28 protein-coding genes are annotated in these 26,151 nt (G+C 65.6%); 13 read left to right on the top strand and 15 right to left on the bottom strand.

Annotated elements, in window-relative coordinates:
• Positions 1 to 2: 2 nt before the first annotated feature.
• The 6 genes from CS1BSM3_RS21630 to leuS form a co-directional block, all read right to left on the bottom strand.
• Positions 3 to 614, bottom strand: coding sequence for a hypothetical protein (locus CS1BSM3_RS21630; protein WP_143149310.1), 612 nt, complete (start codon positions 612 to 614; stop codon positions 3 to 5).
• Between the two features lie 148 nt (positions 615 to 762).
• A complete protein-coding gene (locus tag CS1BSM3_RS21625; protein WP_072390772.1) occupies positions 763 to 1,755 on the bottom strand; it encodes an adenosine kinase in 993 nt (330 codons plus the stop codon).
• A gap of 109 nt (positions 1,756 to 1,864) precedes the next feature.
• On the bottom strand, positions 1,865 to 2,911 hold the full coding sequence (holA, locus tag CS1BSM3_RS21620) for a DNA polymerase III subunit delta (RefSeq protein ID WP_072390769.1): 1,047 nt from the start codon (positions 2,909 to 2,911) through the stop codon (positions 1,865 to 1,867).
• Positions 2,912 to 3,016: 105 nt separating this feature from the next.
• Entirely contained in the window at positions 3,017 to 3,994 is a 978-nt protein-coding gene (locus CS1BSM3_RS21615) for a glycosyltransferase family 2 protein (protein WP_083528798.1), read from the bottom strand.
• A 67-nt stretch (positions 3,995 to 4,061) separates the two neighbouring features.
• A complete protein-coding gene (locus CS1BSM3_RS21610; protein ID WP_072390763.1) occupies positions 4,062 to 4,625 on the bottom strand; it encodes an LPS assembly lipoprotein LptE in 564 nt (187 codons plus the stop codon).
• Positions 4,612 to 7,239 carry a leucine--tRNA ligase gene (gene leuS, locus CS1BSM3_RS21605; protein WP_072390760.1) on the bottom strand — a complete coding sequence of 876 codons (2,628 nt, stop codon included), beginning with the start codon at positions 7,237 to 7,239 and terminating at the stop codon, positions 4,612 to 4,614. The genes CS1BSM3_RS21610 and leuS overlap by 14 nt, the downstream gene beginning before the upstream one ends.
• A gap of 67 nt (positions 7,240 to 7,306) precedes the next feature.
• Between leuS and CS1BSM3_RS21600 the strand changes: the two genes are divergently transcribed.
• The 4 genes from CS1BSM3_RS21600 (at position 7,307) to CS1BSM3_RS21585 (ending at position 10,286) form a co-directional block, all read left to right on the top strand.
• Complete coding sequence (locus CS1BSM3_RS21600; RefSeq protein ID WP_244540584.1) at positions 7,307 to 7,999, top strand: YggS family pyridoxal phosphate-dependent enzyme; 693 nt, start codon at positions 7,307 to 7,309, stop codon at positions 7,997 to 7,999.
• A gap of 21 nt (positions 8,000 to 8,020) precedes the next feature.
• Entirely contained in the window at positions 8,021 to 8,452 is a 432-nt protein-coding gene (locus CS1BSM3_RS21595) for a hypothetical protein (RefSeq protein WP_072390757.1), read from the top strand.
• A 101-nt stretch (positions 8,453 to 8,553) separates the two neighbouring features.
• Positions 8,554 to 9,768, top strand: coding sequence for a saccharopine dehydrogenase family protein (locus tag CS1BSM3_RS21590; protein WP_072390754.1), 1,215 nt, complete (start codon positions 8,554 to 8,556; stop codon positions 9,766 to 9,768).
• A gap of 17 nt (positions 9,769 to 9,785) precedes the next feature.
• Positions 9,786 to 10,286 (top strand): GNAT family N-acetyltransferase, encoded by a 501-nt coding sequence (locus tag CS1BSM3_RS21585; RefSeq protein ID WP_210188818.1) that lies wholly within the window; start codon positions 9,786 to 9,788, stop codon positions 10,284 to 10,286.
• Positions 10,287 to 10,408: 122 nt separating this feature from the next.
• Here CS1BSM3_RS21585 and CS1BSM3_RS21580 read toward each other — a convergent pair whose 3' ends face one another.
• Entirely contained in the window at positions 10,409 to 10,840 is a 432-nt protein-coding gene (locus CS1BSM3_RS21580; protein WP_072390748.1) for a PaaI family thioesterase, read from the bottom strand.
• A 240-nt stretch (positions 10,841 to 11,080) separates the two neighbouring features.
• Between CS1BSM3_RS21580 and CS1BSM3_RS21575 the strand changes: the two genes are divergently transcribed.
• From CS1BSM3_RS21575 to CS1BSM3_RS21565, 3 genes are all read left to right on the top strand, one after another.
• The gene (locus tag CS1BSM3_RS21575; protein WP_072390745.1) at positions 11,081 to 11,509 is read left to right on the top strand and encodes a hypothetical protein; all 429 of its coding nucleotides are present in this window, start codon (positions 11,081 to 11,083) and stop codon (positions 11,507 to 11,509) included.
• Between the two features lie 174 nt (positions 11,510 to 11,683).
• Positions 11,684 to 12,223, top strand: a complete 540-nt coding sequence (locus CS1BSM3_RS21570; RefSeq protein ID WP_072390743.1) for a DUF1465 family protein — start codon at positions 11,684 to 11,686, stop codon at positions 12,221 to 12,223.
• A 108-nt stretch (positions 12,224 to 12,331) separates the two neighbouring features.
• The gene (locus CS1BSM3_RS21565) at positions 12,332 to 13,282 is read left to right on the top strand and encodes an ornithine cyclodeaminase family protein (RefSeq protein WP_072390741.1); all 951 of its coding nucleotides are present in this window, start codon (positions 12,332 to 12,334) and stop codon (positions 13,280 to 13,282) included.
• Positions 13,283 to 13,775: 493 nt separating this feature from the next.
• On the opposite strand, the gene CS1BSM3_RS21560 is transcribed toward CS1BSM3_RS21565, so the two are convergent.
• Positions 13,776 to 15,104: an omega-aminotransferase AptA gene (locus CS1BSM3_RS21560; RefSeq protein ID WP_072390738.1), complete on the bottom strand. Its 1,329-nt coding sequence runs from the start codon at positions 15,102 to 15,104 to the stop codon at positions 13,776 to 13,778.
• A 193-nt stretch (positions 15,105 to 15,297) separates the two neighbouring features.
• On the opposite strand from CS1BSM3_RS21560, the gene serB reads away from it, so the two are divergent.
• Positions 15,298 to 16,200 carry a phosphoserine phosphatase SerB gene (gene serB / locus CS1BSM3_RS21555; RefSeq protein ID WP_083528797.1) on the top strand — a complete coding sequence of 301 codons (903 nt, stop codon included), beginning with the start codon at positions 15,298 to 15,300 and terminating at the stop codon, positions 16,198 to 16,200.
• 9 nt (positions 16,201 to 16,209) lie between these two features.
• Here the strand turns inward: serB and CS1BSM3_RS21550 are convergent, their stop codons facing one another.
• The 4 genes from CS1BSM3_RS21550 to CS1BSM3_RS21535 form a co-directional block, all read right to left on the bottom strand.
• Entirely contained in the window at positions 16,210 to 16,752 is a 543-nt protein-coding gene (locus CS1BSM3_RS21550; RefSeq protein ID WP_072390735.1) for a hypothetical protein, read from the bottom strand.
• A 211-nt stretch (positions 16,753 to 16,963) separates the two neighbouring features.
• Complete coding sequence (locus CS1BSM3_RS21545) at positions 16,964 to 17,182, bottom strand: hypothetical protein (protein ID WP_072390733.1); 219 nt, start codon at positions 17,180 to 17,182, stop codon at positions 16,964 to 16,966.
• A gap of 40 nt (positions 17,183 to 17,222) precedes the next feature.
• Positions 17,223 to 17,720 carry a type III secretion system chaperone family protein gene (locus CS1BSM3_RS21540; protein ID WP_072390730.1) on the bottom strand — a complete coding sequence of 166 codons (498 nt, stop codon included), beginning with the start codon at positions 17,718 to 17,720 and terminating at the stop codon, positions 17,223 to 17,225.
• A 298-nt stretch (positions 17,721 to 18,018) separates the two neighbouring features.
• A complete protein-coding gene (locus CS1BSM3_RS21535; RefSeq protein ID WP_072390728.1) occupies positions 18,019 to 18,273 on the bottom strand; it encodes an accessory factor UbiK family protein in 255 nt (84 codons plus the stop codon).
• A gap of 211 nt (positions 18,274 to 18,484) precedes the next feature.
• Between CS1BSM3_RS21535 and CS1BSM3_RS21530 the strand changes: the two genes are divergently transcribed.
• The 5 genes from CS1BSM3_RS21530 (at position 18,485) to CS1BSM3_RS21510 (ending at position 22,642) form a co-directional block, all read left to right on the top strand.
• Positions 18,485 to 18,916 carry a YciI family protein gene (locus tag CS1BSM3_RS21530; RefSeq protein WP_072390725.1) on the top strand — a complete coding sequence of 144 codons (432 nt, stop codon included), beginning with the start codon at positions 18,485 to 18,487 and terminating at the stop codon, positions 18,914 to 18,916.
• 41 nt (positions 18,917 to 18,957) lie between these two features.
• On the top strand, positions 18,958 to 19,638 hold the full coding sequence (locus tag CS1BSM3_RS21525) for a glutathione S-transferase family protein (protein ID WP_083528796.1): 681 nt from the start codon (positions 18,958 to 18,960) through the stop codon (positions 19,636 to 19,638).
• Positions 19,639 to 19,775: 137 nt separating this feature from the next.
• A complete protein-coding gene (gene lgt, locus CS1BSM3_RS21520; RefSeq protein ID WP_072390718.1) occupies positions 19,776 to 20,609 on the top strand; it encodes a prolipoprotein diacylglyceryl transferase in 834 nt (277 codons plus the stop codon).
• Positions 20,606 to 21,694, top strand: coding sequence for a class I SAM-dependent methyltransferase (locus CS1BSM3_RS21515; RefSeq protein ID WP_072390714.1), 1,089 nt, complete (start codon positions 20,606 to 20,608; stop codon positions 21,692 to 21,694). The genes lgt and CS1BSM3_RS21515 overlap by 4 nt, the downstream gene beginning before the upstream one ends.
• Before the next feature lie 6 nt (positions 21,695 to 21,700).
• The gene (locus CS1BSM3_RS21510; protein WP_072390711.1) at positions 21,701 to 22,642 is read left to right on the top strand and encodes an alpha/beta hydrolase; all 942 of its coding nucleotides are present in this window, start codon (positions 21,701 to 21,703) and stop codon (positions 22,640 to 22,642) included.
• A gap of 2 nt (positions 22,643 to 22,644) precedes the next feature.
• On the opposite strand, the gene CS1BSM3_RS21505 is transcribed toward CS1BSM3_RS21510, so the two are convergent.
• Genes CS1BSM3_RS21505 through CS1BSM3_RS21495 form a run of 3 tightly spaced genes read right to left on the bottom strand, consistent with a single transcriptional unit; the run spans position 22,645 to position 26,124 of the window.
• On the bottom strand, positions 22,645 to 23,244 hold the full coding sequence (locus CS1BSM3_RS21505; protein ID WP_072390708.1) for a DUF1254 domain-containing protein: 600 nt from the start codon (positions 23,242 to 23,244) through the stop codon (positions 22,645 to 22,647).
• Positions 23,238 to 23,819: a DUF1214 domain-containing protein gene (locus CS1BSM3_RS21500; RefSeq protein WP_072390706.1), complete on the bottom strand. Its 582-nt coding sequence runs from the start codon at positions 23,817 to 23,819 to the stop codon at positions 23,238 to 23,240. The genes CS1BSM3_RS21505 and CS1BSM3_RS21500 overlap by 7 nt, the downstream gene beginning before the upstream one ends.
• 10 nt (positions 23,820 to 23,829) lie before the next feature.
• Entirely contained in the window at positions 23,830 to 26,124 is a 2,295-nt protein-coding gene (locus tag CS1BSM3_RS21495) for a transglycosylase domain-containing protein (RefSeq protein ID WP_083528972.1), read from the bottom strand.
• Positions 26,125 to 26,151: the final 27 nt, after the last annotated feature.

Genomic DNA, 26,151 nt, shown 5'->3' with positions numbered 1-26,151 from the left:
CTTCAGCTCTTGCCCGCTTTCGGCTGATATCCGTACACCGCGGCGAGCCATGCATTGGTCGCTTTCGCGCCCTGCCGCATGGCCGCGGCTGCGGGGGTGAGCTGCATTGCCGCTCGGGCCATGCGGGCCTGGAGGGTGAAGCCCGTGATCGTCATCTGAATCCCGAGCATCATCCATGGCCGCGCTATGGCGAGCAGATTTGGAACCGGCGTGACGCCGGCTTGGGGAGCTTCCTGCAAGGGCGGCACTTCGGTCTTCGGATGGTAGGCAGCCTTGTCCGAGCGCTTCTCGTGGTTAGCCGATTGCGTTGCCGGCCCGATCTTCTTCTGCACGCTCGCGCGCAGCGGCATCGCTACCTGGGGACGGCCCTGAGCGGCAGCAACGCGCGATGGCGCGGGCGCCTTGGCCTTGCTTGCTGGTGCCGCGAGCCTGGCGACGAGGCGGCGTACCTCGCGCGCTTCGGTGATGCCGGCGCCACGAAGGGCGGCGCTCTTCGAGAGCGTCGGATCCTTGCTCAAGAGGGCTGCGGCGCGCTCGAGCGCCCGAGCCTCCTTGTCCAAAGGCTTGTCCGCGCGCTGGGCTCTTCGTCGGCTTCCGGGGGTCTTGCCGGCCATGTGCGTACTCCGCAATCGAGACTGACGACATAGACGCCGGACAGTCGACGACGCCTATGTGGCGGCACTTTGATGCAACGCACAAAGATATATCATGGGCGGTGCGGGACGCCGCCTCTTTTTAACTTCGATATCGGGCTCAGGGTTTCTAAAGACCACGCGCGGCGGCGAGTGCGGCAAGCGAGGTCTCGGGCCGGGCGCCGATGTGGCTGATGATCTCGCCCGCGGCGAGGCTGCCGAGATGCCCGCAAACGTCGAGGGACTTGCCGTTGGTGTAGCCGTAGAGGAAACCGGCGGCGTAGAGGTCGCCGGCGCCCGTCGTATCGAGGACCTGGCGGATGGGGGCCGCCGGAACGCTCACGGCCTTGTCGCCCTTGAAGATGACCGAGCCCTTGGCACTGCGCGTGAGCACGGCGACCTTGGCATCGGCCTTGGCTTGGCGTGCGGCCTCCTCGAAGGTCGCGGCGCCGTAGAGCGCCGTGATCTCCGACTCGTTCGCGAACAGGATGTCGACGCGGTGGCGGATCAGCTCGAGGAATTCGAGGCGGTGGCGCTCGACGCAGAAGCCGTCCGAGAGCGTCAGCGCGACCTCGCGGCCCGCGCGCTCGGCCATGTCGGCGGCGTGGCGGAAGGCGGCCTGCGCGTCCGGCCGGTCGAAGAGGTAGCCTTCGAGATAGACGATGCGGGAGGCCTCGATGAGCGCGGCATCGACGTCGCGGGGACTGAGCTCCGGGCTCACGCCGAGGAAGGTGTTCATGGTCCGCTGACCGTCAGGTGTCACGAGGATCAGCGAGCGCGCGGTCGGTACACCGCCGGTCGAGGGGGGCGTATCGAAGGCGACGCCGGCGGCGCGGATGTCGTGGCGGAAGATGGTGCCGAACTCATCCTCCGAGACCTTGCCGATGAACGCCGAGCGGCCGCCGAGCGAGGCGATGCCGACCATGGTATTGGCCGCCGAGCCGCCCGAGATTTCCACGGCCGGGCCCATTTCCCTATACAGATGCGAGACCCGGTCGGCATCGACCAGCGTCATGTGGCCCTTGGCCAGATTGTGTTTGATGAGGAAGTCGTTCTTGCAGCGGCCAATGATGTCGACGATGGCATTGCCGATGCCAACGACGTCGTGCTCGATCCTGGCCATGACGAGGTCCCCCGCGTTTTCTGTGCGGCCGCACTATAGTGCGCAGGGTTGCGCGAGCAAGCCGGCACGCGGCCTTGCCCCCCGGAAAGAGGCCGCTAGAGGGGCGCGATCAGGCGCGCAGGGCTGATGTGTCGCGGGCAGCGGCGAGCCGCGCAAGCTCCATGAGCAGGCGTTCAGCGTGCGCATCCTCCAGGCTCGATGCCGTGCGCGCGGCGAGCGCGCTGGCGCGGATGCGGGCAAGAGCGGCCGCGAGTTTCGGCGCCGTCCACCGGCGGCACTGGGCTTCGACGGCGGCGCGGCGCTTGAAGTGCAAGGGCGGGCGGATCTGGCGCATGGCCTCATCCATGCTGCGGCCACCCTCGATCGCGCCGCGAATGCGATGGAGGCGCGCGAAGTGCCACTGGACGGCGGCGATGATCGATTGTGCTCCTTCGCCCGAGGCAAGAAGGCGCTGGCAGCCCTCGATCGCGCGCGTGCCGTCTCCGGCGGCTGCGGCATCGATCACGCGCTCCATGGCCAGTTCCGAGGCGTCGCCGACAATAGCCTCGACGGCCTCGGCCTCGATGGTGCCGCGGCCTGCAGCATAGAGGGCGAGCTTCTCGACTTCGCCGCGCGAGAGACCGCGATCGGCGCCGAGGCGGGCGAGCAGCATCTCGCGCGCATCGGGCGTGATCGAGAGGCGGTGCGTGCCGAGCACCTCGTTGATCATCAGATCGAGCGACTGGGCATCATCGGCAAAGCAGGGAATGGCGGCGGCGTGCGGAGATTTCTCGAAGACCTGGCGCGCGGTATCATCGGCACGCAGGTTGCCCCCCTCGACGATGAGCACGCCGGCGAGGGTTGGCCCCTCCAGGATGCCGCGCAGGAGAGCGCCATTGACGCGCCGGCCCATGGTCGTGCGCACGATTTTGCGCCCACCGAACATCGGTAGCGTAAGCAGCTCGACGGAGAGACGCTCGCTGTCGTCCTCGAGCTCGGGATCATCGATGCGGACGATCTCGCCGGGCGGCGTGTCGCGCGCGGCGAGCGACTGGGCGAGCCTCACAGCGCGCTCGCTGACGAGGCCAGTGTCACTTCCGTAAATGAGGAACGCGGTCAGGCTCGTGTCCGGCCGCGTCAGGACGGCGTTGGCTTGCTGGGCTTTGATCGCGACCATGATTACTCGCCACAAGCAGGAGCCGGAAGGCGGCTCGCAGAACCGCTACCGAGGGTTTCGTCGCTCTCTCGGTTCGTGCCGGAAGAGACAGCCGTTCTTGTAGGACTATTTGTCGAACAGCTCCAGCTTCGAGCGCCGCCGCGCGCGGCGTGTTGCGAAGTACGATAGCACCAAGCTCGGCAAGGTTGCCGGCGTGGATGCAAATCGCTCGCGTGCGCACTTGTAGTCGCGCCAAGCCTGGGCGAACTGCAGCGATAATAGGAGGGTGACCAAGTGGCGCGCGATGAGATAATCGCGCGTGCCTCGTTCGGCGCCGTGGTAGAGCGGATGGCGGTCGAACAAGTCCATGAGCGCAGCAAAATAAGTCGCCAGATTGGACGAGATGCCATCGGCTTGCCAGTTCTTGTGCCAGAGAGGTTCTGAGATGGAGACACCTCTCGTGCGCCTGGCAGCACGCAGTAACATCTCGCGATCCTGAATCCGTCTTACCTCCGGATCGAACCCGCCGGCCGCGCGGAACAGCTCCCTGCGCATCGTAATTCCCGGTGTGGATGGGGGCAGGACGTGCCGGGCGAGGAGGCGGACGAGCTCCTCGCTGCCATAGGCTCGGTCAGGCAGCCGGACGATGTTCGACTTCTCCCGCTTCGCCACCGTGAACGAGGACAATACGACGCCGACGTCCGGGTTCTTGCCGAGCGCTTTGAGCGGCAGGGCGAGGCGGCCGGGCAAGTAAGTGTCATCGGCATCGAGAAATGCGAGCACGGGCGCTCGCGCGAGCGACGCACCAATGTTGCGCGCCGCGTTGGCGCCCGCGTTGGTGTCGAGAAATACCAGTGTCAGGACGGGGCAATCGATGGCGCCGAGGATCTCGCGCGTCTCGTCCTGTGAGCCATCATCGACGACGATAAGCTCGAATTCGGTCTCATCGAGAGCCAGCACACTTTCTACAGCCGCCTTGACGGTGTCCGCGCGGTTATAAACCGGCATCACCACGCTTATCGAAGGGCGCTTAACGGTGCTCGTGCGCTCGAAACGCCAGCAGGGCGCTGCGCCATGAACGCGTGCGGAATCGTCAGATGCCATCTCGAGGCCGCAGACTGGCGATCGGACGCAATACGGACCGGACCGACTAATTCACTGTACCCCGCGCTCAGGCGGGCGTACGCGACAGGAAGGCGCTCAGGCGCACCTTCAGCTCGTCTGCGATCGTACGGGCGACGCGAACTTCGGCGTCGTCACGGGCGCGGACGTTGGAGTAGATCGACTGATAGCGCTCGAAAGCCGCGCGGGCGTGCGAGCTGCCTTTCAGCACGACCTCTTTCTTCCGGATGTTGATGAGCTGGTAAGCAGCATCGACATTGTAGATCTGGCTGTGAGCTTCGCCGGTCGAGGTGACAAGCGTCGAGTTGATGCCCTCGCGGAGCACGATCTCCAGGCGATAGTCCGGCTTTGGTGCCTCGCCGCCCCCGGTATTGTGGAAGATCAGCTCATTGCGGATGCGCTGGCCGACGCGGCTCGGGATGGGCGCGATGTCCACCTTGGCGAGCACGTCCTGAAGACGCTCGCCACTGGCGGTCGGGCCGTAGAGTGGCTGGAACTCGCCGGGGCCACAGGCTGCGAGAATGGGAGCCGCGGCAAACGTCAGCGCAAGACCGCGCAACAGCGCGCGTCTCGTCGGAACGTTTTCCGGCTTCTTCCCCCTAGGCGACGACATTCACGATCCTCTGTGGGACCACAATCACCTTCCTCACGGGCCGTCCCTCGATAGCCCGCACGACAGACTCCAGCTTGAGCGCTGCCGCCTCGATCTCTTCCTTCGCGGCCGATCGGGCCACCGTCAGCTCGTCCCGACGTTTGCCGTTCACCTGTACGGCAATGGTTACGTGATCGTCAACGAGCAAGGCCCCTTCGACCTGCGGCCACGGCTGATCCGCCAAAAGAGTGTTGTAACCGAGCCGCGCCCAGCATTCTTCAGCCAAATGCGGCATCATCGGGCCGATCATCTGAACAAGATGCTCGACGGCCTCGCGAAGTGCCCAGTCCAGGCCCGCATCGGCCTTGCCGAGCGCCGCCGAGACCTCGTTCGACAGCTCGTAGAGTTGCGCGACGGCCACATTGAAGCGCAGGCCTTCGATGTTGCGGCCGACGGTGTCGAGCGTCTTCTGAGTCGCGCGCCTGAGCGCCATGGCCTCGGGGCCGAGCTCAGCCGGGCGCGCGGTGCCCTTGGGTGCAGCCTTGGTCTCGATCTCGCCGAGCAGGCGCCAGAGGCGCTGGATGAAGCGGCCGGCACCGGCCACGCCGGCTTCGGTCCAGATGACATCGCGCTCGGGCGGGCTGTCGGAAAGCATGAACCAGCGGGCGCAGTCGGCGCCGTAGTGCTGGATGATGTCGTCCGGGTCGACGAGGTTCTTCTTCGACTTCGACATCTTCTCGATCGAGCCGATCTGCGCCGGCTTGCCCGTCGAAATCTCCGTCGCGCGCCGCGTGTCGCCCTCGCCTTCGAAGCGTACTTCGGTCGGCAGCAGCCAGGCACCGTCGGCCGACTTGTAGGTCTCGTGCACAACCATGCCCTGCGTGAAGAGCGCCGCGAACGGCTCCTTCAGCTTCGGGTTCAGGTGTCCGGCAACGCCCATGGCGCGCGTGAAGAAGCGCGAATAGAGGAGGTGCAGGATCGCATGCTCGATGCCGCCGATGTACTGGTCGACCGGCAGCCAATAGTCGGCCGCCGCCTGATCGACGGGCGTGTCCGCATTGGGATCCGTGAAGCGCACGAAATACCAGGAGCTGTCGACGAACGTGTCCATGGTGTCCGTCTCGCGTGTCGCCGGCTTCCCGCATTTCGGGCAGTCGACATGGCGCCAGGTCGGGTGGCGGTCGAGCGGGTTCCCGGGCTCGGAGAAAGAGGCATCCTCGGGGAGCTTCACCGGGAGCTGGTCGACGGGGACGGGCACCTCGCCGCAGTCGCCGCAGTGAATGATCGGGATGGGGCAGCCCCAGTAGCGCTGGCGCGAGATGCCCCAGTCGCGCAGGCGATAGTTGATCTTGCGCTTGGCGACCGGCTTGCCGGCGAGCGTCGCCTTCTCGAGGCGGTCGGCAATGGCGTTGAAGGCCGCCTTGACGTCGAGACCGTCCATGAACTGCGAGTTGATCATCACGCCGTCATCGACGTAGGCCGTGCCGGCCTCGATCTCGGCGATCGCGCGGGCGCGCGCCTTGGCGTCCGTCGGCGCGACGACGGGGACGACCGGCAGGCCGTAGGCGCGGGCGAACTCGATGTCGCGCTGGTCGTGTGCCGGACAGCCGAAGATGGCGCCCGTGCCGTAGTCCATCAGAATGAAGTTCGCGACGTAGACCGGCAGTTTCCAATTGGGGTCGAGCGGGTGCGTGGCGACGATGCCTGTATCGATGCCCTTCTTCTCCGCGCTCTCGATGGTGGCGAGCGAAGTGCCCATGCGGCGGCACTCCTCGCTGAAGGCCGCGACCGCGGGATTGGCCTCCGCCGCGGCCAGCGCCAGCGGGTGATCCGGCGCGATGGCCAGGAAGGAAGCGCCATAGAGAGTGTCCGGGCGCGTCGTGAAAACTTCCAGCTCGGTCGCGCCGTTCGGTGCGGCGCCATCCAGCGCCCAGCGGATCAGCAGGCCCTCGGATCGTCCGATCCAGTTCTCCTGCATGACCCGGACCTTCTCGGGCCACTTGTCGAGCGTGCCGAGCGCCTCGATGAGGTCATCGGCGAACTCGGTGATCTTGAAGGCCCACTGCAGGCGCTCGCGCTGCTCGACGAGCGCACCTGAACGCCAGCCACGGCCGTCGATGACCTGCTCGTTGGCGAGCACGGTCTGGTCCACGGGGTCCCAGTTCACCTTGCTCGAACGCCGGTAGGCGAGGCCCTTCGCGTACATGTCGAGGAACAGGCGCTGCTGGTGGCGGTAGTAGCTCGGATCGCAGGTCGCGAATTCGCGCGTCCAGTCGATGGCGAGGCCCATGGATTTGAGCTGGGCCTTCATGGCGGCGATGTTGGCGTAGGTCCACTTGGCGGGGTGGGTCTGCCGCTCCATGGCGGCGTTCTCGGCCGGCATGCCGAAGGCGTCCCAGCCCATGGGGTGCAGGACATTGAAGCCGCGGGCACGCTTGTAGCGGGCGAGCACATCGCCCATGGTATAGTTTCTGACGTGCCCCATATGGATGCGCCCGGAGGGGTACGGAAACATCTCGAGCACGTAGCACTTGGGCTTGGCCGGGTCAGTCGTCGTACGGAAGGCCCCGCGCGATTCCCAGACAGATTGCCAGTGCTGCTCGCGTTCGGGCGCGTTATAGCGTTCGGCGGCCATGGAGCGACCTCGGTAAGTGTTTGCCGTACTGTGGGCGAATAAGCTCGGGGCGTAATGAGCCCAAAGGATGGGGCGGGTCAAGGCGGAGACGATGACGGACACGGCAGAATTGCGGCTCGAGGCCGTCCGCGGTCGGATCGAGAAGGCGGCGCGGGAGGTCGGACGGGACCCCGCATCGGTTCGGCTGATCGTGGTGTCAAAGACGTTCGGCGAGGTGGATATCAAGCCGGTCATCGCGGCCGGGCAGCGACTCTTTGGGGAAAATCGCGTTCAGGAGGCCCAGGCCAAGTGGCCGGCGCTCAAGAATGCGCACCCGGACCTGGAGCTACACCTGATCGGTCCCCTGCAGACCAACAAGGTGCGGGACGCCGTCGCGCTGTTCGATGTGCTCCACACGCTCGACCGGCCGAAGCTCGCCCACGCGCTGAAAGCCGAGATGGCCGCGCGCGGGAAGACGCTGCGCCTGCTCGTGCAGGTCAATACGGGCGAGGAGGAGCAGAAAGCGGGCGTTGCCCCGGCGGATCTGCCCGACTTCCTTAAGCTCGTGCAGGATGAGCTGAAAATGGAGATCGAGGGCCTGATGTGCATTCCGCCCGTGGACGAGGAGCCGGCGGTGCACTTCGCTTTCCTGTCGAAGCTCGCCCGCGAGCATGGGCTCCCCGAGCTCAGCATGGGCATGAGTGGCGACTTCGAGGCCGCGGTGGAACTCGGCGCGACCTACGTGCGCGTCGGCAGCGCGATATTCGGCAGTCGGGGGTGAAGAGAGTGCAGAGACCGGATCATGTCAGCAGACAATCTGCCTTCGCTTCATGACGATGTTCTTGTCTCCTATGAGGTGAACTGCGAAGCCCGCCAGATTCGGCTCCGCAGCCGAAGCACGGCCATGGCCGAAGGCCAGCTCCGCGAAATCGTATTCACGGGCGTTGAGGGATATCACCTTGAGAATGATGCCTTTGGGAACATCATCTTTGCTTTGGAGGTGATTTCCGTCGAACAGCTTGTGTCGACGTATGCCCCGCAGATCATGGAGTCTTACCGTATTGCGGGAGCTCCGGGCCCTTGGGCTGCTGATCTCTCATGTGCGGCGGAGGAGCTGACCGGCCGAGGTCTAAAAGGCTTCGTGCTGTCCTCATCCTACGGGCTTTCAGGTTGGGTGCTCGCCAAAGAAGGATCGATGGGTGGAAGGCCCGGTGCCCAATTCCCCATTGAATAACACAGACAACTGCAATATCGACGCCGCCCATGGGAGGTAGAGCCGAAAGCCCAACCCTCCCGGCTTCGCGCGACATCCCCCTGCATTCGAGGAGACGCCCCGTGGATACCGTTCTGATCATTGGCGCCGGTGCTGCCGGTTCCGTCACCGCGCAGAAGTGCGCGATGAACCGCGACGTGTTCAAGACGATCCACCTGGCCTCGCGCCGCATCGAGAGCTGCGAGGCCGTCGCAAAGCGCTGCAAGACGCCGATCGAGATCCACAAGCTCGATGCCGATGACGTCAAGGCGACCGTGAAGCTCCTGAAGAAGATCAAGCCGCACCTCGTCATCAACATGGCCCTGCCGTACCAGGATCTGCCGATCATGGATGCGTGCCTCGAAGCGGGCGTGCACTACATGGACACGGCCAACTACGAGCCGCGCGACGAAGCGAAGTTCACCTACAAGTGGCAGTGGCCGTACCATTCCAAGTATAAGGCCGCCGGCATCATGGCCGTGCTCGGCTGCGGCTTCGATCCCGGCCAGTCGAACATCTACTGCGCCTATGCGCAGGAGTTCCTGTTCGACGAGATCAACCAGATCGATATCGTGGACTGCAATGACGGCAGCCACGGCAAGGCGTTCGCGACGAACTTCAATCCCGAGATCAATCTCCGCGAGGTGACCCAGCGCGGCAAGTATTGGAAAAATGGCAAGTGGATCGACATCGATCCGCTCTCGATCTCGGCCATGATCGACTACCCGGAAGTCGGCGAGCGCAAGAGCTACCTCATCTATCACGAGGAGGAGGAGAGCCTCGTGAAGCATATCAAGGGGCTCGAGCAGATCCGCTTCTGGATGACGTTCTCGGACAACTACATCAAGCACCTCGAGGTGCTCCAGAACGTCGGCATGACGCGCATCGACCCCGTCATGTACAAGGGCAATCCCGTCATCCCCATGGAGTTCCTGAAGGAGCTGCTGCCGCCGCCGTCATCGCTCGGCGAGAACTACACGGGCAAGACGTCCATCGGCGTGATCTTTGTCGGCAAGAAGAACGGCAAGGAGAAGCGCGCGATGATCTACAACGTGTGCGATCACGCCAAGTCCTACAAGGAGACCGGCGCGCAGGCGGTGTCCTACACGACCGGCGTGCCGCCCGTGGTCGGTGCCATGATGATGTTCCAGGGCCACTGGAAGGGGAAGGGCGTGTTCAACGTCGAGCAGCTTCCGTCCAAGCCCTTCATGGACGAGATCGGCAAGCAGGGCCTGCCCTGGCATCTCATCGACGTGAAGAAGAGCGACCAGAAGGAGCTCTTCAAGGTCAAGACTTAAAGCCGATGGCGGATGTCGTGCAGATCGCGCGGGCGCGGGCTGACGAGGTACACACCCTCTCCCGGCTCATGCAGCTCTACCTGCACGACTTCTCCGAGTTCGCGCCGTTCGAGAGCCCGCATGGCGAACTGGGCCATGACGGGATCTTCGCCTATCCGCACCTGGACGCTTACTGGTCTGAACCGAACCGCGAGCCCTTGCTCGTTCACATCGCAGGCCGCCTCGCGGGCTTCGTCCTTGTCAATGACTGGTCGGCGCTCGGCCGGCCGGTCGACTTCGCAATTGCCGAGTTCTTCGTCGCGCGGAAGTACCGCCGGCGCGGTATCGGCACAGAGATCGCGCGCCAGGTGATCGCGGAGCGCCCCGGCAGGTGGGAGATTGCGGTGCTGGCCGATAACTGGCCGGCACTGGCATTCTGGCGCCGTGCGATCCCCGCAGTTCATTCGGGTCCGGTCGAAATAATCGAGGGGGACGGTGAGCGCTGGCGCGGCACCATCTTCCGCTTGACGCGCAGCTAGGCGCGCAGCGCGCGACCGCCGATCGGTGCTTCGTGCGGATGGGCGCCTGCCCGATGCTCAGCGCCTCATCTTGCCGATGCGGGCCGTCGAACGGCAGCTCGGGCCCTGAGCGCGCCGGCTGATCAGCCCTCGAACACCTTGAAGATGCCCGAGGCCGCGACGAGCAGCTTGCCGTCGGCGAGAGCCTCGCCGTCGACGAAGGCGAGCGTCCGCGCCAGCCGGCGCATGATCACGCGGCCTTCGATCCACGCGCCGGGCGGGGCGCTCGCCAGAAAGCGGCAATCGAAGCCGATCGTCGCGGTCGGACGCTTCGCCGAGCTCGCCGCGAAGTGCCCCATGATGGTGTCGAGAAATCCGATGACGGCGCCGCCGTGCAGGACGTTGTTCGGATTCCTGTGCCGTTCGTCACTCTGGAAGCCGTACGCGTATCCGCCTTCCGTGATGCGGCGCAGATAGTAGGGCCCGTTGTTGCTCATGAAGCCGTCGTTCGGGAGCATGAGCTTGAAGCCCGGCGGAACGGCCGATGGCGATGCGGTTGGCGGTGCTGCGGACATGCGGTGTACCGATCACTACTTTTTCAACGAAGGTTTATCGATTCGCACCTTGTCGCCGAACTCTCGCCCTGTCCACTGCGTGAAAGCGCCATTTGCGCGGACTTTCTTAGACGGATGTCCACAGTCATCGACGTTGATGACGCGCTATCCAGAGCTTTTCCCTCTGCGTGCAATGCGGCGTGCCGTTGTCGCGTGGAGGGGGCGATCCTAACTTTCGATCATGGGGAGAGGAGCACGCTCATGACACTCGTTCGCACGAAGCGCACATTCGCTGTCGGTCTCGGCGCGGCCCTTGTTTTTTCCGGTGCGCTGGGAGTTTTCACGGCCGGGGCGATCTATGCCCAGGCCCAGTCGCTTGCCGGTTCGTGGGCTGGCGGCGGCATGATCACCTTCCCGTCCGGCGAGAGGGAGCGCGCGCGCTGCCGCGTGACGTTCCGCAACTCTGGCGGTGGTGGTGTTGCCATGCACGCCGTGTGCGCGACGGCCTCGGCGCGCGTCATCCAGAATGCGGCGCTCTCGCATCTGACGGGCAGCACCTACGCCGGCGAGTTCTACAACTCCGAGTACGGCATTCAGGGATCGATCCGCATCCGAGTGCACAGCCACAACAAGCTGACCGCTTCGCTGTCGGGCGGTGGCGGGACCGCGCAGTTCAGCCTCAATCGTTAAGCGTCGACGTTGTCCATTGGCGTTATCCACAAGCGCCGCGAGGTGCCGCGCGAGGGCCACATATTAGCGACAATCTCAGGAGAGCTTTGTTAACCAGCAGCTGCGATGTTCACAGCGAACAAGGTTGCTGATAGGTTGAAAGCCGTGTCGAGTTCTGTCGTGTCGGTGGGTCCCATGGTGCGTAGCGTCGCTTCGAATGCCAGCAATGGTGAAACGGTTTCGTTTGCCGAGCATTTCACCGCGTCTGAGCAATTCGATCGGATTTTCAAGGATGGCATGGCGCTCGTCGAGCGCACCGCGGCCTACCTTGATGGCGCCGGGCGACAGGAAGCCAAGGCACTTTCCGCTTCCCTCAACGTCGTTTATGCAACCGAGAGCATGCGTCTGACGACGCGGCTTCTCGAGCTTGCTTCATGGCTGCTGATGCGCCGCGCGCTCAAGCTCGGCGAGATCACGGCGGAGGAAGCGCACGTGAAGCGCCGCCGCATCCGGCTCGGCGTTGCGCGCCCGCAGCACGTGAAGGACTACGGCGGACTGCCGCGCGCGATCCGCGCCCTCATCGAGGAAAGCTTCGCGCTGCAGGATCGCGTCGTGCGCATCGACCGCGCGCTCGAGGCAGCGCGCGCCGGAAAGATCGATACCCAGGATAATCCGGTCGGCCAGCAGATCGCCTCGATCGAGGCCGCCTTCGGCAATCCCGCTTTCCCGCACTGATCGGGCCGCTTGCAGGCTCGGCCATTCCGCGTTCTCTTGTGAGCCGGCGGCGTGCGAGGCACGTCCGCCGGTTTACTTTTTGATCGCGCGCAGGCGAGGGCCCGGGCTTTGACATCCATACGCTATCTCTCGACGGCCGATGTGACGTCGCTCATCGAGCCGGGCGCCGTCCTTGCCACGCTGGCCGAGGGTTTCAAGGCATTGAGCGCGGGGACGGTTCAGGCCCCGCCGCGGCCGAAGATCGATGTACCGGGCAAGGGCTTCGCGCTTGCGATGCTGGCCTGGATGCCGGCCCGCCACATCGCACTCAAGACGGTGAATGTCTTCGAGGGCAATCACGCGCACCACCTGCCGAGCCATATGGGGCTCATCAGCCTCTTCGACCGCGAGACCGGTGCACCGCTCGCCGTCATGGACGCCGCCGCCATCACAGGTATCCGCACGGCGGGCGGAGCGGTCCTTTCCATCGATCCACTCGCGCGCAAGGATGCGAAGATCGCGACGGTGATCGGCGGGGGCGTGCAGGCGCGGGAGCACGTCCGTCTGCTCGTCACCTTGCTGAACATCGAGGACATTCGCGTGTTTGCGCGGCGGCACGACGTTGCCAATGCCATTGCAGGGCTCAGCCCGCTGGCGAAGGCGACGAATGATCTCGAAGCCTCCGTGCGCGAGTCCGACATCGTGTGCCTCACGACCTCATCGACGACGCCGGTCATCGAGGACGCGTGGATCAAGCCGGGCACGCATGTCACGTCCGTCGGCTTCGCGCCGCCCGGGAGCGAGGTGCCGACGGCACTGATCGAACGCGCGCGCATCTGCGTCGAGACGCGTAATGCCTTCAGTCCGGCGCCGGTCGGGTGCGCGGAACTGGCGGGACGGGATCCATCGTCGGCCGTGGAGCTTGGCGAAGTGCTCGCTGGCGCGAAGCCCGGGCGCACGAGCGATACGGAGGTGACGCTCTACAAGTCCATGGGTAATGCCATGGAGGACATGGTCGTCGCCAATCTGGTGTACGAGACGGCACTGTCGCTCGGCGTCGGTGTTGAGCTCCCACGATAGCGAGTGCTTCGCGCCTGCGGCGCGAGCGAGGCTAGCCTCGCGCTCCACCGGAGAGACCCCGGACCCCCTCCTTTTTATTTACTGGCCGCGGGCTGCTGGGAAGGGGTGCTTCGCCTTCGGTCGTGGTGCTATGCCCGCGGCGGCCAGAGCGACAGCGCGGCGTATGATGCGCCCCACTTCCCCCTCTCCCCATTGACTTCAATGGGGAGAGGGTCGGGGTGAGGGGCGGCGGCATACGCAAACGTCAGCGCAAGTTTCCGCCCCTCATCCTAGCCTTCTCCCCGTGAAGAACGGGGAGAAGGGACCTGGCGCGCTCGCGGCTCGCTCCAAGTCCATAAAAGACGGGGGCGCGGGGGTGTCCCCCGCGCGGGGCGTGGGGCCCGCGGCCCCACTCGTGGCGAAGCCACGACGCATGTGATCATCGACGCAGCACAAAAGAAAACGGGCCCGGATTGCTCCGGGCCCGCTGTCATCTGACAAACCGGCGCTGCTGTTACGCAACTGCCTTCAGCACGGCCGCGATCTTGTCGCGGATCTCGCCGATCTGGCTCTCGCTGACGATGAACGGCGGCGAGGGGATCAGCGTGTCGGCGGTCACACGGCAGTAGAGGTCGTGATCGGCGTACATGCGCTCGATGGCGTCGTAGCCGCGCACGCCGACCTTGCCCGGGATCGGATCGAGGTCGATGCCGGCGAGCAGGCCGATGGTGCGGATGTCCGCGACGTGCGGCAGACCCTTGAGGCTCATCATGGCATCGGCGAAGACCGGCTCGAGGGCCTTGGCGCGCTCGAAGAGACCTTCATCCTTGTAGAGCTTGAGCGTCGCAAGGCCGGCGGCGACCGCAAGCGGATGGCCCGAGTACGTATAGCCGTGGAAGAGCTCCGGCAGATGCTCGGCGCCCGTCATGTGCGTCTCGTACACGCCCTTGCGCACGAACACGCCGGACATCGGCACGGCGCCGTTGGTCACGCCCTTCGCGAACGTGATCATGTCGGGGACGACGCCATAGCGATCGGCCGCGAAGGGGGTGCCGAGACGGCCGAAGCCGGTGATGACCTCGTCGAAGATGAGCAGGATGCCGTGCTGCTCGGTGATCTGGCGAAGCTTCTCGAGATAGCCCTTGGGCGGCGGCAGCGTGCCCGTCGAGCCGGCGACCGGCTCGACGATGACTGCGGCGATGGTCGAGGCATCGTGCAGGCCGATGAGGCGGTTCAGCTCGTCGAGCGTCTCCGTGCCCCACTCGGGCTCGCCCTTGGTGAAGGCCTGCTTGGCGCGGTTGTACGTCGTGGGCAGGTGGTCGACGCCGGCGAGCATGTTGCCGAACATCTTGCGGTTGGCGACCATGCCGCCGACCGAGATGCCGCCAAAGCCGACGCCGTGATAGCCGCGCTCGCGGCCGATGAAACGGATGCGGCTGCCTTCGCCGCGCGAGCGGTGATAGGCAAGCGCTACCTTGAGCGCGGTGTCGACGGCTTCGCTGCCCGAGTTGGCATAGAGCACGTAGTCGAGATCACCCGGCGCCATGAGCGTGAGCTGGGAGGAGAGCTGGAACTGCTGCGGGTGGCCGTACTGGAAGGGCGGCGCATAGTCCATGTTCGCGGCGGCATCCTGGATCGCCTTGACGATCGGCGCGCGCGTGTGGCCGGCGTTGACGCAGAAGAGGCCGGAGGAGGCGTCGATGATCTTGCGGCCATCGGGCGTGATGAAGTGCATGTCCTTGGCGCCGGCAAAGAGGCGCGGCTTCTTCTTGAAGGCCCGGTTGGGCGTAAAGGGCATCCAATAAGGCTCGAGCTCATTGGGCTTCATGTCGAGCGGGGCCATGCGGTCCTCCTGGCTGAAAAGGCTCACGATCGGCGGAACAATCAGTTCCGTAGGACGATATCAGGGGGCTTGAATATTTGAAAGGCGTGCACCGCTTGCGGCGGCATACGTCCCCTGCAATAAGGGACGCCGCCCAGCTCTACGCTGCGACGCAGCAACGCAATTGGCCCCGATCCACCGAGAACACACTGACATGTCAGCTTTCGTGCTCGTGCTCATTGGTCCGGCCGGCGGTACCGCCCCAGTCGGCGAGGCGGCCGACCAGGCCGCGCGCGAGGTCGGTGGCGCAGCTCCGCTCTGGCTCTCGCCGGGCGAGGCCTGCGAGCTGACATTCGAGGCCGGGGATCTCGAGGAGGCGCGCAGTATCCGCGACCGGGTGGCCGTGCGGCTCGAGGGCCTGCCGCTCGACGTCTGCGCGCTGCCGGTCGCGGGGCGGCGGAAGTCGCTGCTGATTGCCGATATGGATTCGACGATCATCCAGCAGGAGTGCATCGACGAAATGGCCGACATGCTCGGGCTCAAGCCGCGGATCGCGGCCATCACCGAGCGTGCCATGCGTGGCGAGCTACCCTTCGAGGCGGCGCTGCGCGAGCGCTTAGGCCTCCTGGCCGGGCTTGAGGTCGGTGCTCTGCAGCGCGTCTTCGACGAGCGCATCGTGCTCATGCCGGGCGCGCGCACGCTCGTCGCGACCATGCGGGCAAATGGCGCTTTCACCGCGCTCGTATCGGGCGGGTTCAGCTTCTTCACCTCGCGCGTGGCGGCCGCTGTCGGATTCGATGTCAATCGCGCGAACGAGCTCGAGATCGCGGATGACCGGCTTACGGGGGGCGTCGTCGGCCCCATTCTCGGGCGCGAGGCGAAGCTCGAGGCACTTCTCCACTACCGCGACGCGCGGGGTCTGGATGCGGAGGCAACGCTCGCCGTGGGCGATGGCGCGAACGACCTGGCGATGATTACCGCCGCAGGCCTCGGCGTCGCCTATCGGGCAAAGCCGGTCGTGGCGGCCGAGGCCGATGCGGGGATCACGCATGGCGATCTCACGGCGCTGCTCTTTCTGCAGGGCTACCGGCGCGCGGAATTCCTCACGCCGGGCTGAAGTCGGCTGCTACTGGAAGCAGGACTTGGGCTCCACACCCTTGAGGATGATCTGAAGACCGGTCAGGCCCGCGGGTACACTGATGGGCTTTTTGCCCTCGGAGCATTGGTTGAGGACGGTCGGAGCTTCGATGATCAGCCGCAGATAGTTGGCCTTCGGATCGGACGGCTTGGTCGGGAGTGCTTCGGCGCGAAATTTGCCGACGACCTTGTCGGCGCACTTCATCGTGCAATTGAAGGCGAGGCCTTCGCCGACGCAGGGCGCCGAGATGTCACTCGGAACCTCTCCATGCTGGTTCTTGAGAAGTATACCGATGCGCAGCCGGGTCTCGGGGAGCGGCTTGTTCTCGACCTTGAACTGAAGGGGTTGCACGTCGACCCTGTTCACGAACGCCGAGGCTGGATCCTTCTCGACGCCGGTCTCGTCGCTCACCGTGTAGCTGAAGCACGTCCCTGGAGATGGTGTGGCCTGTTTCGGCAAGTCATCGGCCGCAATGGCGAGACTGGTCATCAGCAAAGAGGCAAGCACGGACGAGGTGAGACGGCGCGGCATCACGGTTCCAGAGACGGCAGGGCATGTTCGATCAGACACTCATGGCGCCAGAGTGCAGCCTCGCGGTGGCAGCAATCAAGCATCATCACGAGAACAACCGGACAAAACCCTGTAGGGCCGTGATATTTCTCTTAAGAAGTGGTGTGGGCGCTTCAATGCCGGCCGGTGGGACGGCGAACTTGCCGCAGTCTGCAGCATCGAGCCGTGAGGCTCAGCGCCCGGCCCTGAGCTTGCGCCACATCCAGAGACCAAGCACGAGGCCGATCGCGCCGCCCACGGGCCCGATCGCGAAGAAGGCGACCATGGCGCGCTCGCCCTCGAAGTCGCTGAGCCCGAAAGCACCGCCGAGCACGAGTGTGCCGAATGCAGCGGCGAGCCACCCGAGCACCAAGCCGGCAAGTGCGGAGAGGATGGCCAGAACGTAGGTCACGGATGCCTCGCGTCCGGCCTCACCTGAGGCGCATGGCGCCTCAGGCCTGTCCTTCGGTCTCGAACATGGTCGAGGCGAGGGCCTCGCGGCTGTCCTTGCCCGCCCAGACGACGAACTGGAAGGCCTGATAGTAGCGCTCGCAGGCTTCGAGCGCGGCGCGCAGCAACGCCTCGCACTGGCTCTGCGTGGCGACGGCGCCGTTGAGCATGAGCCCCTGGCGGAACATGATCAGCCCTTCGCGGGTCCAGATGTCGAAATGGCCGAGCCAGAGCTGCTCGTTGATCTGGGCGACGAGGCGGTAGACCTCCGACAGCCGATTGTCGGGCACCTTGAAGTCGAAGGCGCAGGCGATATGCAACGATTCCAGATCCTCGCGCCAATTGAGCGAGAGCTGATAGTCGGTCCAGTTTCCGGCGACGACGAGCGTGAGTTCGTCCTCGTGCGTCCGATCGCAGGCCCAATCGTGTGCGCCGGCGACCTGTTCGATCAGATCAACCGGGTTTCTGGCACTCGTGAAGCCCGTCTCTGCCATGGCCATGCAGTTTCCTCGTTTGGCGTCGCCATCCCCCTGAGCGCGACGAAGCGCACGGCGAACCGTGTGCAGGACGGAGCTAATCGAAGCCGCCCCGTGCCCGCAAGACGCCCTCCGCCTTCTCCACGATCAAAGTAAACGAGGGTGGCAAAATGAAGGGCGGAGGGCAGTTTGCGCACGGAGTTCGTGGAGAAACTGTGGGCGCCGCGAGAAACCCGGGGAATGTGGCGGCCGAGGACTGGCCGTTCGCGTGCACGCGATTCCGCAGTGCGATCGAGACGCGGGCGGTCGGCGCGCTCAGCGCTTATTCGGACGGCAGGCGCGCCTCCAGCGCGGCGAGGCGTGCTGCGAGCGCGTCGTTCTCCTCGCGCGCTTTCTGCGCCATGGCCTTCACGGCCTCGAACTCCTCGCGCGAGACGAGATCCATCTCGCGCACGATCCGCTCGCCCTGCGCCTTGAAGAGGTTTGCGGCCTCGCGCTGGACGCCCTGGGCGGCGCCGGCCGCGTCGGTCATGAGCTTGGCCAACTCGTCGAGCAGGCGGTTGTTCGTCTGGGTCATGGCAATTCCTCCGCGCCTCATGGGCGGCCACTTGAGGTTCTGCTATCACGTTGCGGCTGCGACGGCCATTCCCGGGGGCCCGCGCCAGCGGACCCGTGGTGCGGCGATCGGACGCCCGAGGAGAATTTTCGGCGGTTTTGTCGGAACGGCGACTTGGCCATCGTCTTCAGGGTACAGGCCCGTGAGGTCGACAGCGAACAGGAGACACCCGATGAAGGTCATGGTCATCGTCAAGGCGAGCAAGGCATCGGAAGCCGGCGAGATGCCGACCGAGGAGCTGCTCACGGAAATGGGCAACTACAACGAAGAGCTGGTCAAGGCGGGCATCATGCTCGCGGGCGATGGCCTGCACCCGACGAGCAAAGGCAAGCGTGTGCGCTTTTCCGGCAAGGACCGCATGGTCATCGATGGCCCGTTCGCCGAGATCAAGGAGCAGATCGCGGGCTACTGGATCTGGAAGGTCAAGGACATGGACGAGGCCGTGGCGTGGCTCAAGAAGTGCCCGAACCCCCACTATGAGGAATCCGAGGTCGAGATCCGACCCGTATTCGAGATGGAGGACTTCGGCGAGGCTATGACGCCGGAGCTGCGCGCCCAGGAAGAGCGGCTCATAGCGGAAGTGAAGAAGAACGCCGGGGGTTGACGCTACGCTGCTGGCTCCGCGGACCTGGCAGCACCGTACCGATGTGCGACGAGGTGAGGGGTAGCGTCTACAATGACGGTACCCTTCGCACGACCGATGGAGATCCCATGCTTTTAATTGGGGTGAACCGCTCGCCGTACACACGCCGCGTTGCGATTGTTCTGGAGGTTTACGGCATCCCGTACGAGCAACGCGCATTCACCGGCTTCGATCATAGGGCCGATGTGCGAGCGTTTAACCCGCTTGGCCGCATTCCAGCGATGGTCCTCGAGAACGGTGAAGCCCTCATAGACAGCGGCGCGATTATCGATCACCTGGACGAGGTCTATGGTCGCGAACGAGCGCTGACGCCAGCCTCCGGCGCCGACCGCCGCGCCGTGCTTAGAATTGTCGCCATGGCAATGGGAGCTTGCGACAAGTTTCTGCAGGCCGCTTACGAGCGCAATCATCGCCCACCGGAGAAGATACATCAGCCCTGGAGAGATGATTGTCTGGCGCAGGCAACGACGGCGCTTGCGGCTCTCGACGTCATTGCCCGGTCACAGAAGAACTACCTTATCCTCGGGAGACTTACCCAAGCTGACGTGTGTGCTTTCGTCGCAGAGCGATTGGCGCGTGTGGGGCTTGGGATAGACACGGATCTGCAGATGCCAAGCTTGCGTGCATTGACGCGACGGCTGGCTGTGGAGCCAGCTTTCCGAGCGACCGAGCCGGATCGCTAGCTCGTTCAGGGCTTCGGCAGAAGCAGAGCGGCGGCCGAGGTCCGTTTGAAGCACGACCACGCCTGTCCTTGCCTTGACAGCGCCATCCGGCTCGCTGAAAGGTCCGAAAAGCCTCTTCAGGAGCCGTCCGGCCGCTCATGAGCCCCTTTGCCAGCCTTCTCGCCATCCCTTTTCCGGCGATCGATCCCGTCGCGCTGCAGCTTGGCCCCATCTCCATCCGATGGTACGGCCTCGCCTATGTCGCAGGCCTGCTTCTCGGCTGGCTCTATCTGAAGCAACTGGTCTCGACGCCACGCCTGTGGCGCGACGAGAAGGAGCCCTTCGCGCCGACGCTGGTCGATGATCTCTTCCTGTGGGTCGCGGTCGGCGTCATCGTCGGCGGGCGGCTCGGGCATGTCCTGCTCTACGAGCCCGGCTACTATCTCTCCAATCCGCTGCAGATCCTCTATGTCTGGCAGGGAGGCATGGCCTTCCACGGCGGCATGCTCGGCACGATCCTCGCCATGTGGCTGTTCGCGCGCCGGCACCGCATCCCGGCGCTGAGCGTCATGGATGCCGTCTCTGCCGCAGTGCCGATCGGTCTCTTCTTTGGCCGCATCGCCAACTTCATCAACGCCGAGATCGTTGGAACCCAGACGAATGTGCCCTGGGGCATCATCTTTCCGGGCTGGGGAGACGTCCCACGCCATCCCGTCCAGCTCTATGAGGCAGCACTCGAGGGGCTCCTGCTCTTCCTCATCCTGCGCTATCTTATCTACCGGTACCGGGCGCTCGCATCGCCGGGCGTGATCGGCGCGGCGTTTCTCGCCGGCTATGGCGGATTCCGCATCATCTGCGAATTCTTCAAGTACGATGAGTATCGCACCATCGTCTCGGAGGGCTGGCTCACCACGGGCATGATCTACTCGATCCCGATGGCCCTTTTCGGCGTGGTCGCCTTCATCGTGCTCTGGCGCCCGAAGACGGCATGAACACAACCGAGCCGACACCTCTTGCACGCGCACTTGCCGCCCGCATCTCCCGCGACGGGCCGATCTCGGTCCGCGCGTACATGGACGCCTGCCTCAATGATCCGGAGCACGGCTACTACCGCACGCGCCGCGCCATCGGTGCCAAAGAGGATTTCGTCACGGCGCCCGAGATCTCGCAGGTCTTCGGCGAGCTGATCGGGCTCTGGGCGGCCGTCGTCTGGCAGCAGATGGGCTCGCCCGCGCGCGTGCGCCTCGTGGAGCTGGGTCCGGGGCGCGGCACGCTGATGGCAGATGCCCTGCGCGCGGCGCAAAAGGTGCCAGCCTTTCTGGCTGCGGCCGAGATCGTGCTCGTCGAGCCGAATGCCGAGCTCGAGGCCGTGCAGCGCAAGACCCTCGCCGAGCAGAGTGTGCCCGTGCGCTGGGTTGGGGAACTCGCGGCATTGGAGGCCGTGCCGGGCGGCGCCACGATCGTCATCGCCAACGAGGTTCTGGACGTTCTCCCAATCACGCAGCTCCAGCGCACCGAGAGCGGCTGGGTGGAGCGCGGTGTCGGCGTCAACGATGCCGGTCGGCTTGTCTTCGGCGTCGCAGCGCACGGAATTGCGGCACCGTCGGATGCGGGCTCTGCGCGGCTCGGCGATATTGTCGAGCGACGGAGCACGGCCGAGATCGCGGGCAAGCTCGCGCAGCTCGCTGCGGCCGGACCGCTCGCCGCCCTCTTCATTGACTATGGCTACGAAGGGCCCGCAGTCGGCGACACGCTTCAGGCTGTGCGCGCGCAACACTACGAGGATCCGCTCGCCTCGCCGGGTGTGGCCGATCTCACGGCCCATGTCGACTTCACGGCTTTTGCGGCGGATGCGCGCGCGCAGGGGCTCGCCGTCGATGGGCCCGTGCCGCAGGCGACATTTCTCGGGAGCCTCGGCATTGTGGAGCGGACCTCGCGGCTGATGGCGGCCAATCCGACGAATGCGGCGGGGCTCGAAGCGGCGACCGCGCGTCTCACGGCGCCGACAGGCATGGGCACGCTTTTCAAGGCGATCGGCGTGCGCTCCGAGGGAGTTCCGCGGCTGCCGGGGCTTTGAAGCGCGATGAAGATATTCGCGACCTGGATGCTGGGTATGGCCATGAGCGTGTTGCCGATGGCGAGTGCCGGTGCCTGGATGGAGCGCGACGTCAACCGATCCGGTCTCTACGGGACGCTCGTGCTGCCCGAAGGCCCGAACCCCGTTCGCGCCGTGCTCATTCTTTCGGGCTCCGGTCCGACCGATCGCAACGGCAATAATCCCGCCGGGGCGAACGACAGCCTGAAGCTGCTCGCGCACGGGCTTGCGGCCGAAGGCATCGCATCACTGCGCGTCGACAAGCGCGGCATTGCCGCAAGTGCCGGTGCTGGCCTCAGCGAGGACGATCTGCGCATCGAGACCTATGTGACGGATGCGGTCGCATGGCTCGATTTTCTGCGCGGGGAGCTGCCCCAGTCGCGCGTGCTCCTCCTCGGACACAGCGAAGGCGCGCTGATCGCGACGCTCGCGGCGCGCCGGACCGAGGTCGCCGGCTTGGTCCTCGTTGCAGGCGCAGGCGAGAGCGCCGACCGCATCATTGCGCGCCAGCTCGCGGCCGGCGGCGTCCCGGATCAGCTCCAGGCGGCCTCCAAGCGCATCTCCGAAAGCCTGCGCAAGGGCCAGCCAGTGGCGGACGTGCCGACGGAGCTGCTCGCACTCTACCGGCCGAGCGTGCAGAACTACCTCATGTCCTGGCTGCCGCTCGATCCTGCAGCCGAGCTCGCCAAGACGCAGGCGCCTGCGCTGATCGTGCAGGGGACGACGGATGTGCAAATTCTGCCGGAGGATGCGCAACGCCTGGCCGCGGCGCGTCCGGGGACGAAGCTCGTCCTGATCGACGGCATGAACCACGTGCTGAAGGAAGCGCCGCTGGAGCGCCGCGCGAACCTCGCTACGTACATCAGGACCGATTTGCCGCTTGCGCCGGGGCTGCTTCCGGCCGTCGTCGAGTTCATCCAAGGATTGTAACTTCAGCCGGATGCCGGGCCGCTCGTGCAGCGCGCGCGCGCCAGCATGGCGGCCGTGCGCTCCTCGAAAGCCTGGCCGTGCCGCGGGGCGCGCACGACGACGAGGCCGCGATGCTCCGGCGCCTGAATGCGCGAAGGATCGAAGTTCGGCGCCGTGCCGATGCCGAAGAGATTGAGCAACGTCGCCCGCGACGGCTCGAGCACGAGCGTCACATCGGGCTGGCGGAGGCCCGCGGCGGCCACGGCATAGAAGTTGTCCCCATGCTGCGTATAGATCGCGAGGCTCCAGCCAGGATCGGGGAGCGTCGCCGTCACGGTCAGCAGCCCGTCATTGAGGTCGAAGGGGCAGATCGCGAGCTGATGCACGGGATCGCTGAAGGGCAGCAGCTCGCTGCCCGGGGCGGCTGGCGGCAGGACGCGCATGGCGTTGAGCGTCAGACCTGCGCTCACGCGATCAAAGGCCGTGGAGGCGCCCATATAGGGGATCGCGAGCGTGGACGTGATATGCACGATGCCGCCCGTGACGAGCGCCACGAGGAGCACGTGAAGGCTCAGCCGCGGGAGCCAGCGCTTGGCGGGGCGGGGCTGGCTGGGCTTCAGCATGCGATCCTCCGCACGCTTGGGAGCTGCACATTCGGCTCGTCGCCTGAGTTGGCGGCGCCGCCCATGGCCGCATCGTGCGGATCCTCGACCTGCAGGACGAGGACCAGGCGGCCGGCGCCACCCGTCGGCAGCCAGTTGCCCGGCCGCGCCGAGCGGGCCAGGTGAATGGCGACGCGGCCTGATGGTGCGCGCATGGCCGTATCGGAGCTGAACGAGTGGCGTCCCGCATCATTGCGAATGAGCTTGCCGCCGGCATCGAACACCGCAAGGCTCCACCAGCCGCGTGACGGCTCCGGCCCTTCGAGCACGTACTCGCAGGACGAGTGCAGCGGCCTACCCTCGCTGTCCAGCGTCGCCTGATAGCTGCCGATAAGCGCTGTCGAGACCGGCAGCAGGGCGTGGCGTGCGAAGTGCGCGCGCGTGTAGGGATCGGCATCGAGACGGCCTGCTGCCGTCCAGTGCGTCCAGGGACCGTTGATCTCCGTCGTCAGGGCCGATCCGCGCTCGATCATGATCCAGGTGGCGCTGAGCCCGCCGCCGACCGCGATCAGAAGGAAGAGCAGCATATTGAGCATGAGCGATGCCTCAGCGCTCGCGGGCAGGTGATGGGCGCACGGCGCTGGCCGGCTCGAACATGCGCTCAGCAGGCGCGGCGGGCTCGGCGCGTCGGCCGGGTGTAGCCGGAGATTTTGGACTTCCCGCCGGTGTGGAGCCGGCAGGCTGCGTGGCGCCGATGCCGTCCGGTCGGTCGGCGGCGAGGCGCATGTCCTCGCCGAGCTGGCGGAGGGTCCGGCGCGTGCGATCCGACATGGAGCTGCGTGCGGTCGTGGTCTCCGCCGGTGCGGCGGCTGCGCCGGTCTGCGGTTCGAGCTGCCGGAGTGCGGCGAGACGGTTCCGCTCCTGGATCTGGGCAGGATGGGGCTCGAGCCCGGCGATCGTCGGGATGTCGGGATTGCTGGTCGCGATGGCCATGAAGCTGTGCCACGCCGTGGCCGGCAGATTGCCGCCGGTCACGTCGCGCATCGGCCGGAAGTCGTCATTGCCGATCCACACGCCCGTCACGTACTGCCCCGTGAAGCCGATGAACCAGGCATCGCGATAGCTGGAGCTCGTTCCGGTCTTGCCGACGGCGTGCGCGTTGTCGAGCAAGGCGCGTCGGCCCGTGCCCTCGGTGACGACCGCGTGCATCATGCGGTTCATGTTCTCGACGACGCGCATGTCGAGCACCTGCTGGGGCGGCGGCTCGTCCTTCTCGCGCGAATAGATGACATCGCCGCGCGAGTTCATGATCTCGAGGATGGCATAGGGCTTCACCGCCTTGCCCTTATTGGCGAAGTGGGCATAGGCGGCGGTGTGCTCGAGCGGCGTGATGCCCTGGTCGCCGAGCGCCATGGAGCAGGTCTTCTTGATGCCCTGCACGCCAAGACGGCGCGTCATCTCGATGACGTTGTCGCGCTCGTAGCGGAAGGAGAGATCGACCGCGGTCGTGTTGAGCGAGCGGGCAAAGGCGCTCGTCATGGTGATGCGGGCGCCGCTGCCTGAGCCGCCGTCGTAGTTCTTGGGCGCCCAGTTGCCGCAGCCCGGGGAGGCATCGCGCACGATCGAGGTTGCTGTGAGATTGCCGTGCTCGATGGCATTTGCGTAGACGTAGAGCTTGAAGGACGAGCCGGGCTGGCGGCGGGCGGCGCTCGCACGGTTGAACTGGCTCTCGCCGTAGTCAATGCCGCCGACGAGCGCGCGCACGGCGCCGTCCGGGTCCATGGCGACGAGGGCGCCGGAGGTGGCGTTGCGCCCCCGGCCGTGCTGCTGGATGGTCGAGACGAGGGCCTGGTCGGCGGCCTGCTGGAGGCCGACGTCGATGGTCGTGCGCGCGGTCAGCACGAAATGGCCGCGTCCTTCGGCGACGCGCTGGATCTCCTCGAAAGCCCAGTCCAGATACCAGTCGGGGCTGTAGGTCGCGCGCGTCTCGATCGGGCGGGCGGGATTGAGGCGCGCGCCGTGCACCTGCCCGGCTGTCATGAACCCGGCATCGACGAGGTTCGTCAGCACGACGTTGGCGCGGGCGCGCGACGCCGGAAGATCGATATGGGGGGCGAACTTCGTCGGCGCCTTGAAGAGGCCGGCCAGCATGGCAGCCTCGGCGAGCGTGACCTCGCGGACGGACTTGCCGAAGTAGAAATGGGATGCAGCTTCCACGCCGAACGCGCCGCCGCCCATGTAGGCGCGGTCGAAGTAGAGCTTCAGGATGTCCCGCTTGGAGAAGCGCGCTTCGAGCCAGAAGGCGAGAAAGAGCTCCTTGAGCTTGCGGTCGAAAGAGCGCTCGAAGGAGAGAAAGAGGTTCTTGGCGAGCTGCTGGGTGAGCGTCGAGCCACCCTGCACGGTTTCGCCCGCCCTGACGTTCTCCATAAAGGCGCGCGCCGTGCCGAGGAAGTCGATGCCGAAATGCTCGAAGAAGCGCCGGTCCTCGGTGGCGAGGGTCGCCTTGATCATGTAGTCGGGGATTTCCTCGAGCGGCACGGCGTCGTTATGCAGGATGCCGCGCTGGCCGATCTCGCGCCCCTCGCGATCGAGGAACTTCACACTGTAGCGGCCCGTCGAGAAGATCTTGCCCTCGTCCATTTCCTCGAAGGCGGGAATGGCGAGCGCGTACATGAGGACGAAGCCGCCGCAGGCGAGCGTCAGTCCCTCCGACATCAGCTCATTGGCGACCTTGCGCCATCCATAGAGGCGGAAACGCGCGAAGAAGCTCGACGCGGCGTTCCAGCGATCCTGGAAGGATTCCCAGGTATTCGAGAGGCTCGAGTCGATCCAACTGTCGAGACGCAGCCAGTCGATGCGGCCCCGCCGCCCCTTCCACTGCCTGCTGAGCCAGTCGCTCAACGCAACCCCCAAGATGACCCGCGTGCC

Source organism: Hyphomicrobium sp. CS1BSMeth3 (genome assembly GCF_900117415.1).
GTDB lineage: Bacteria > Pseudomonadota > Alphaproteobacteria > Rhizobiales > Hyphomicrobiaceae.
This window is presented reverse-complemented; position numbering and strand designations above follow the sequence as displayed.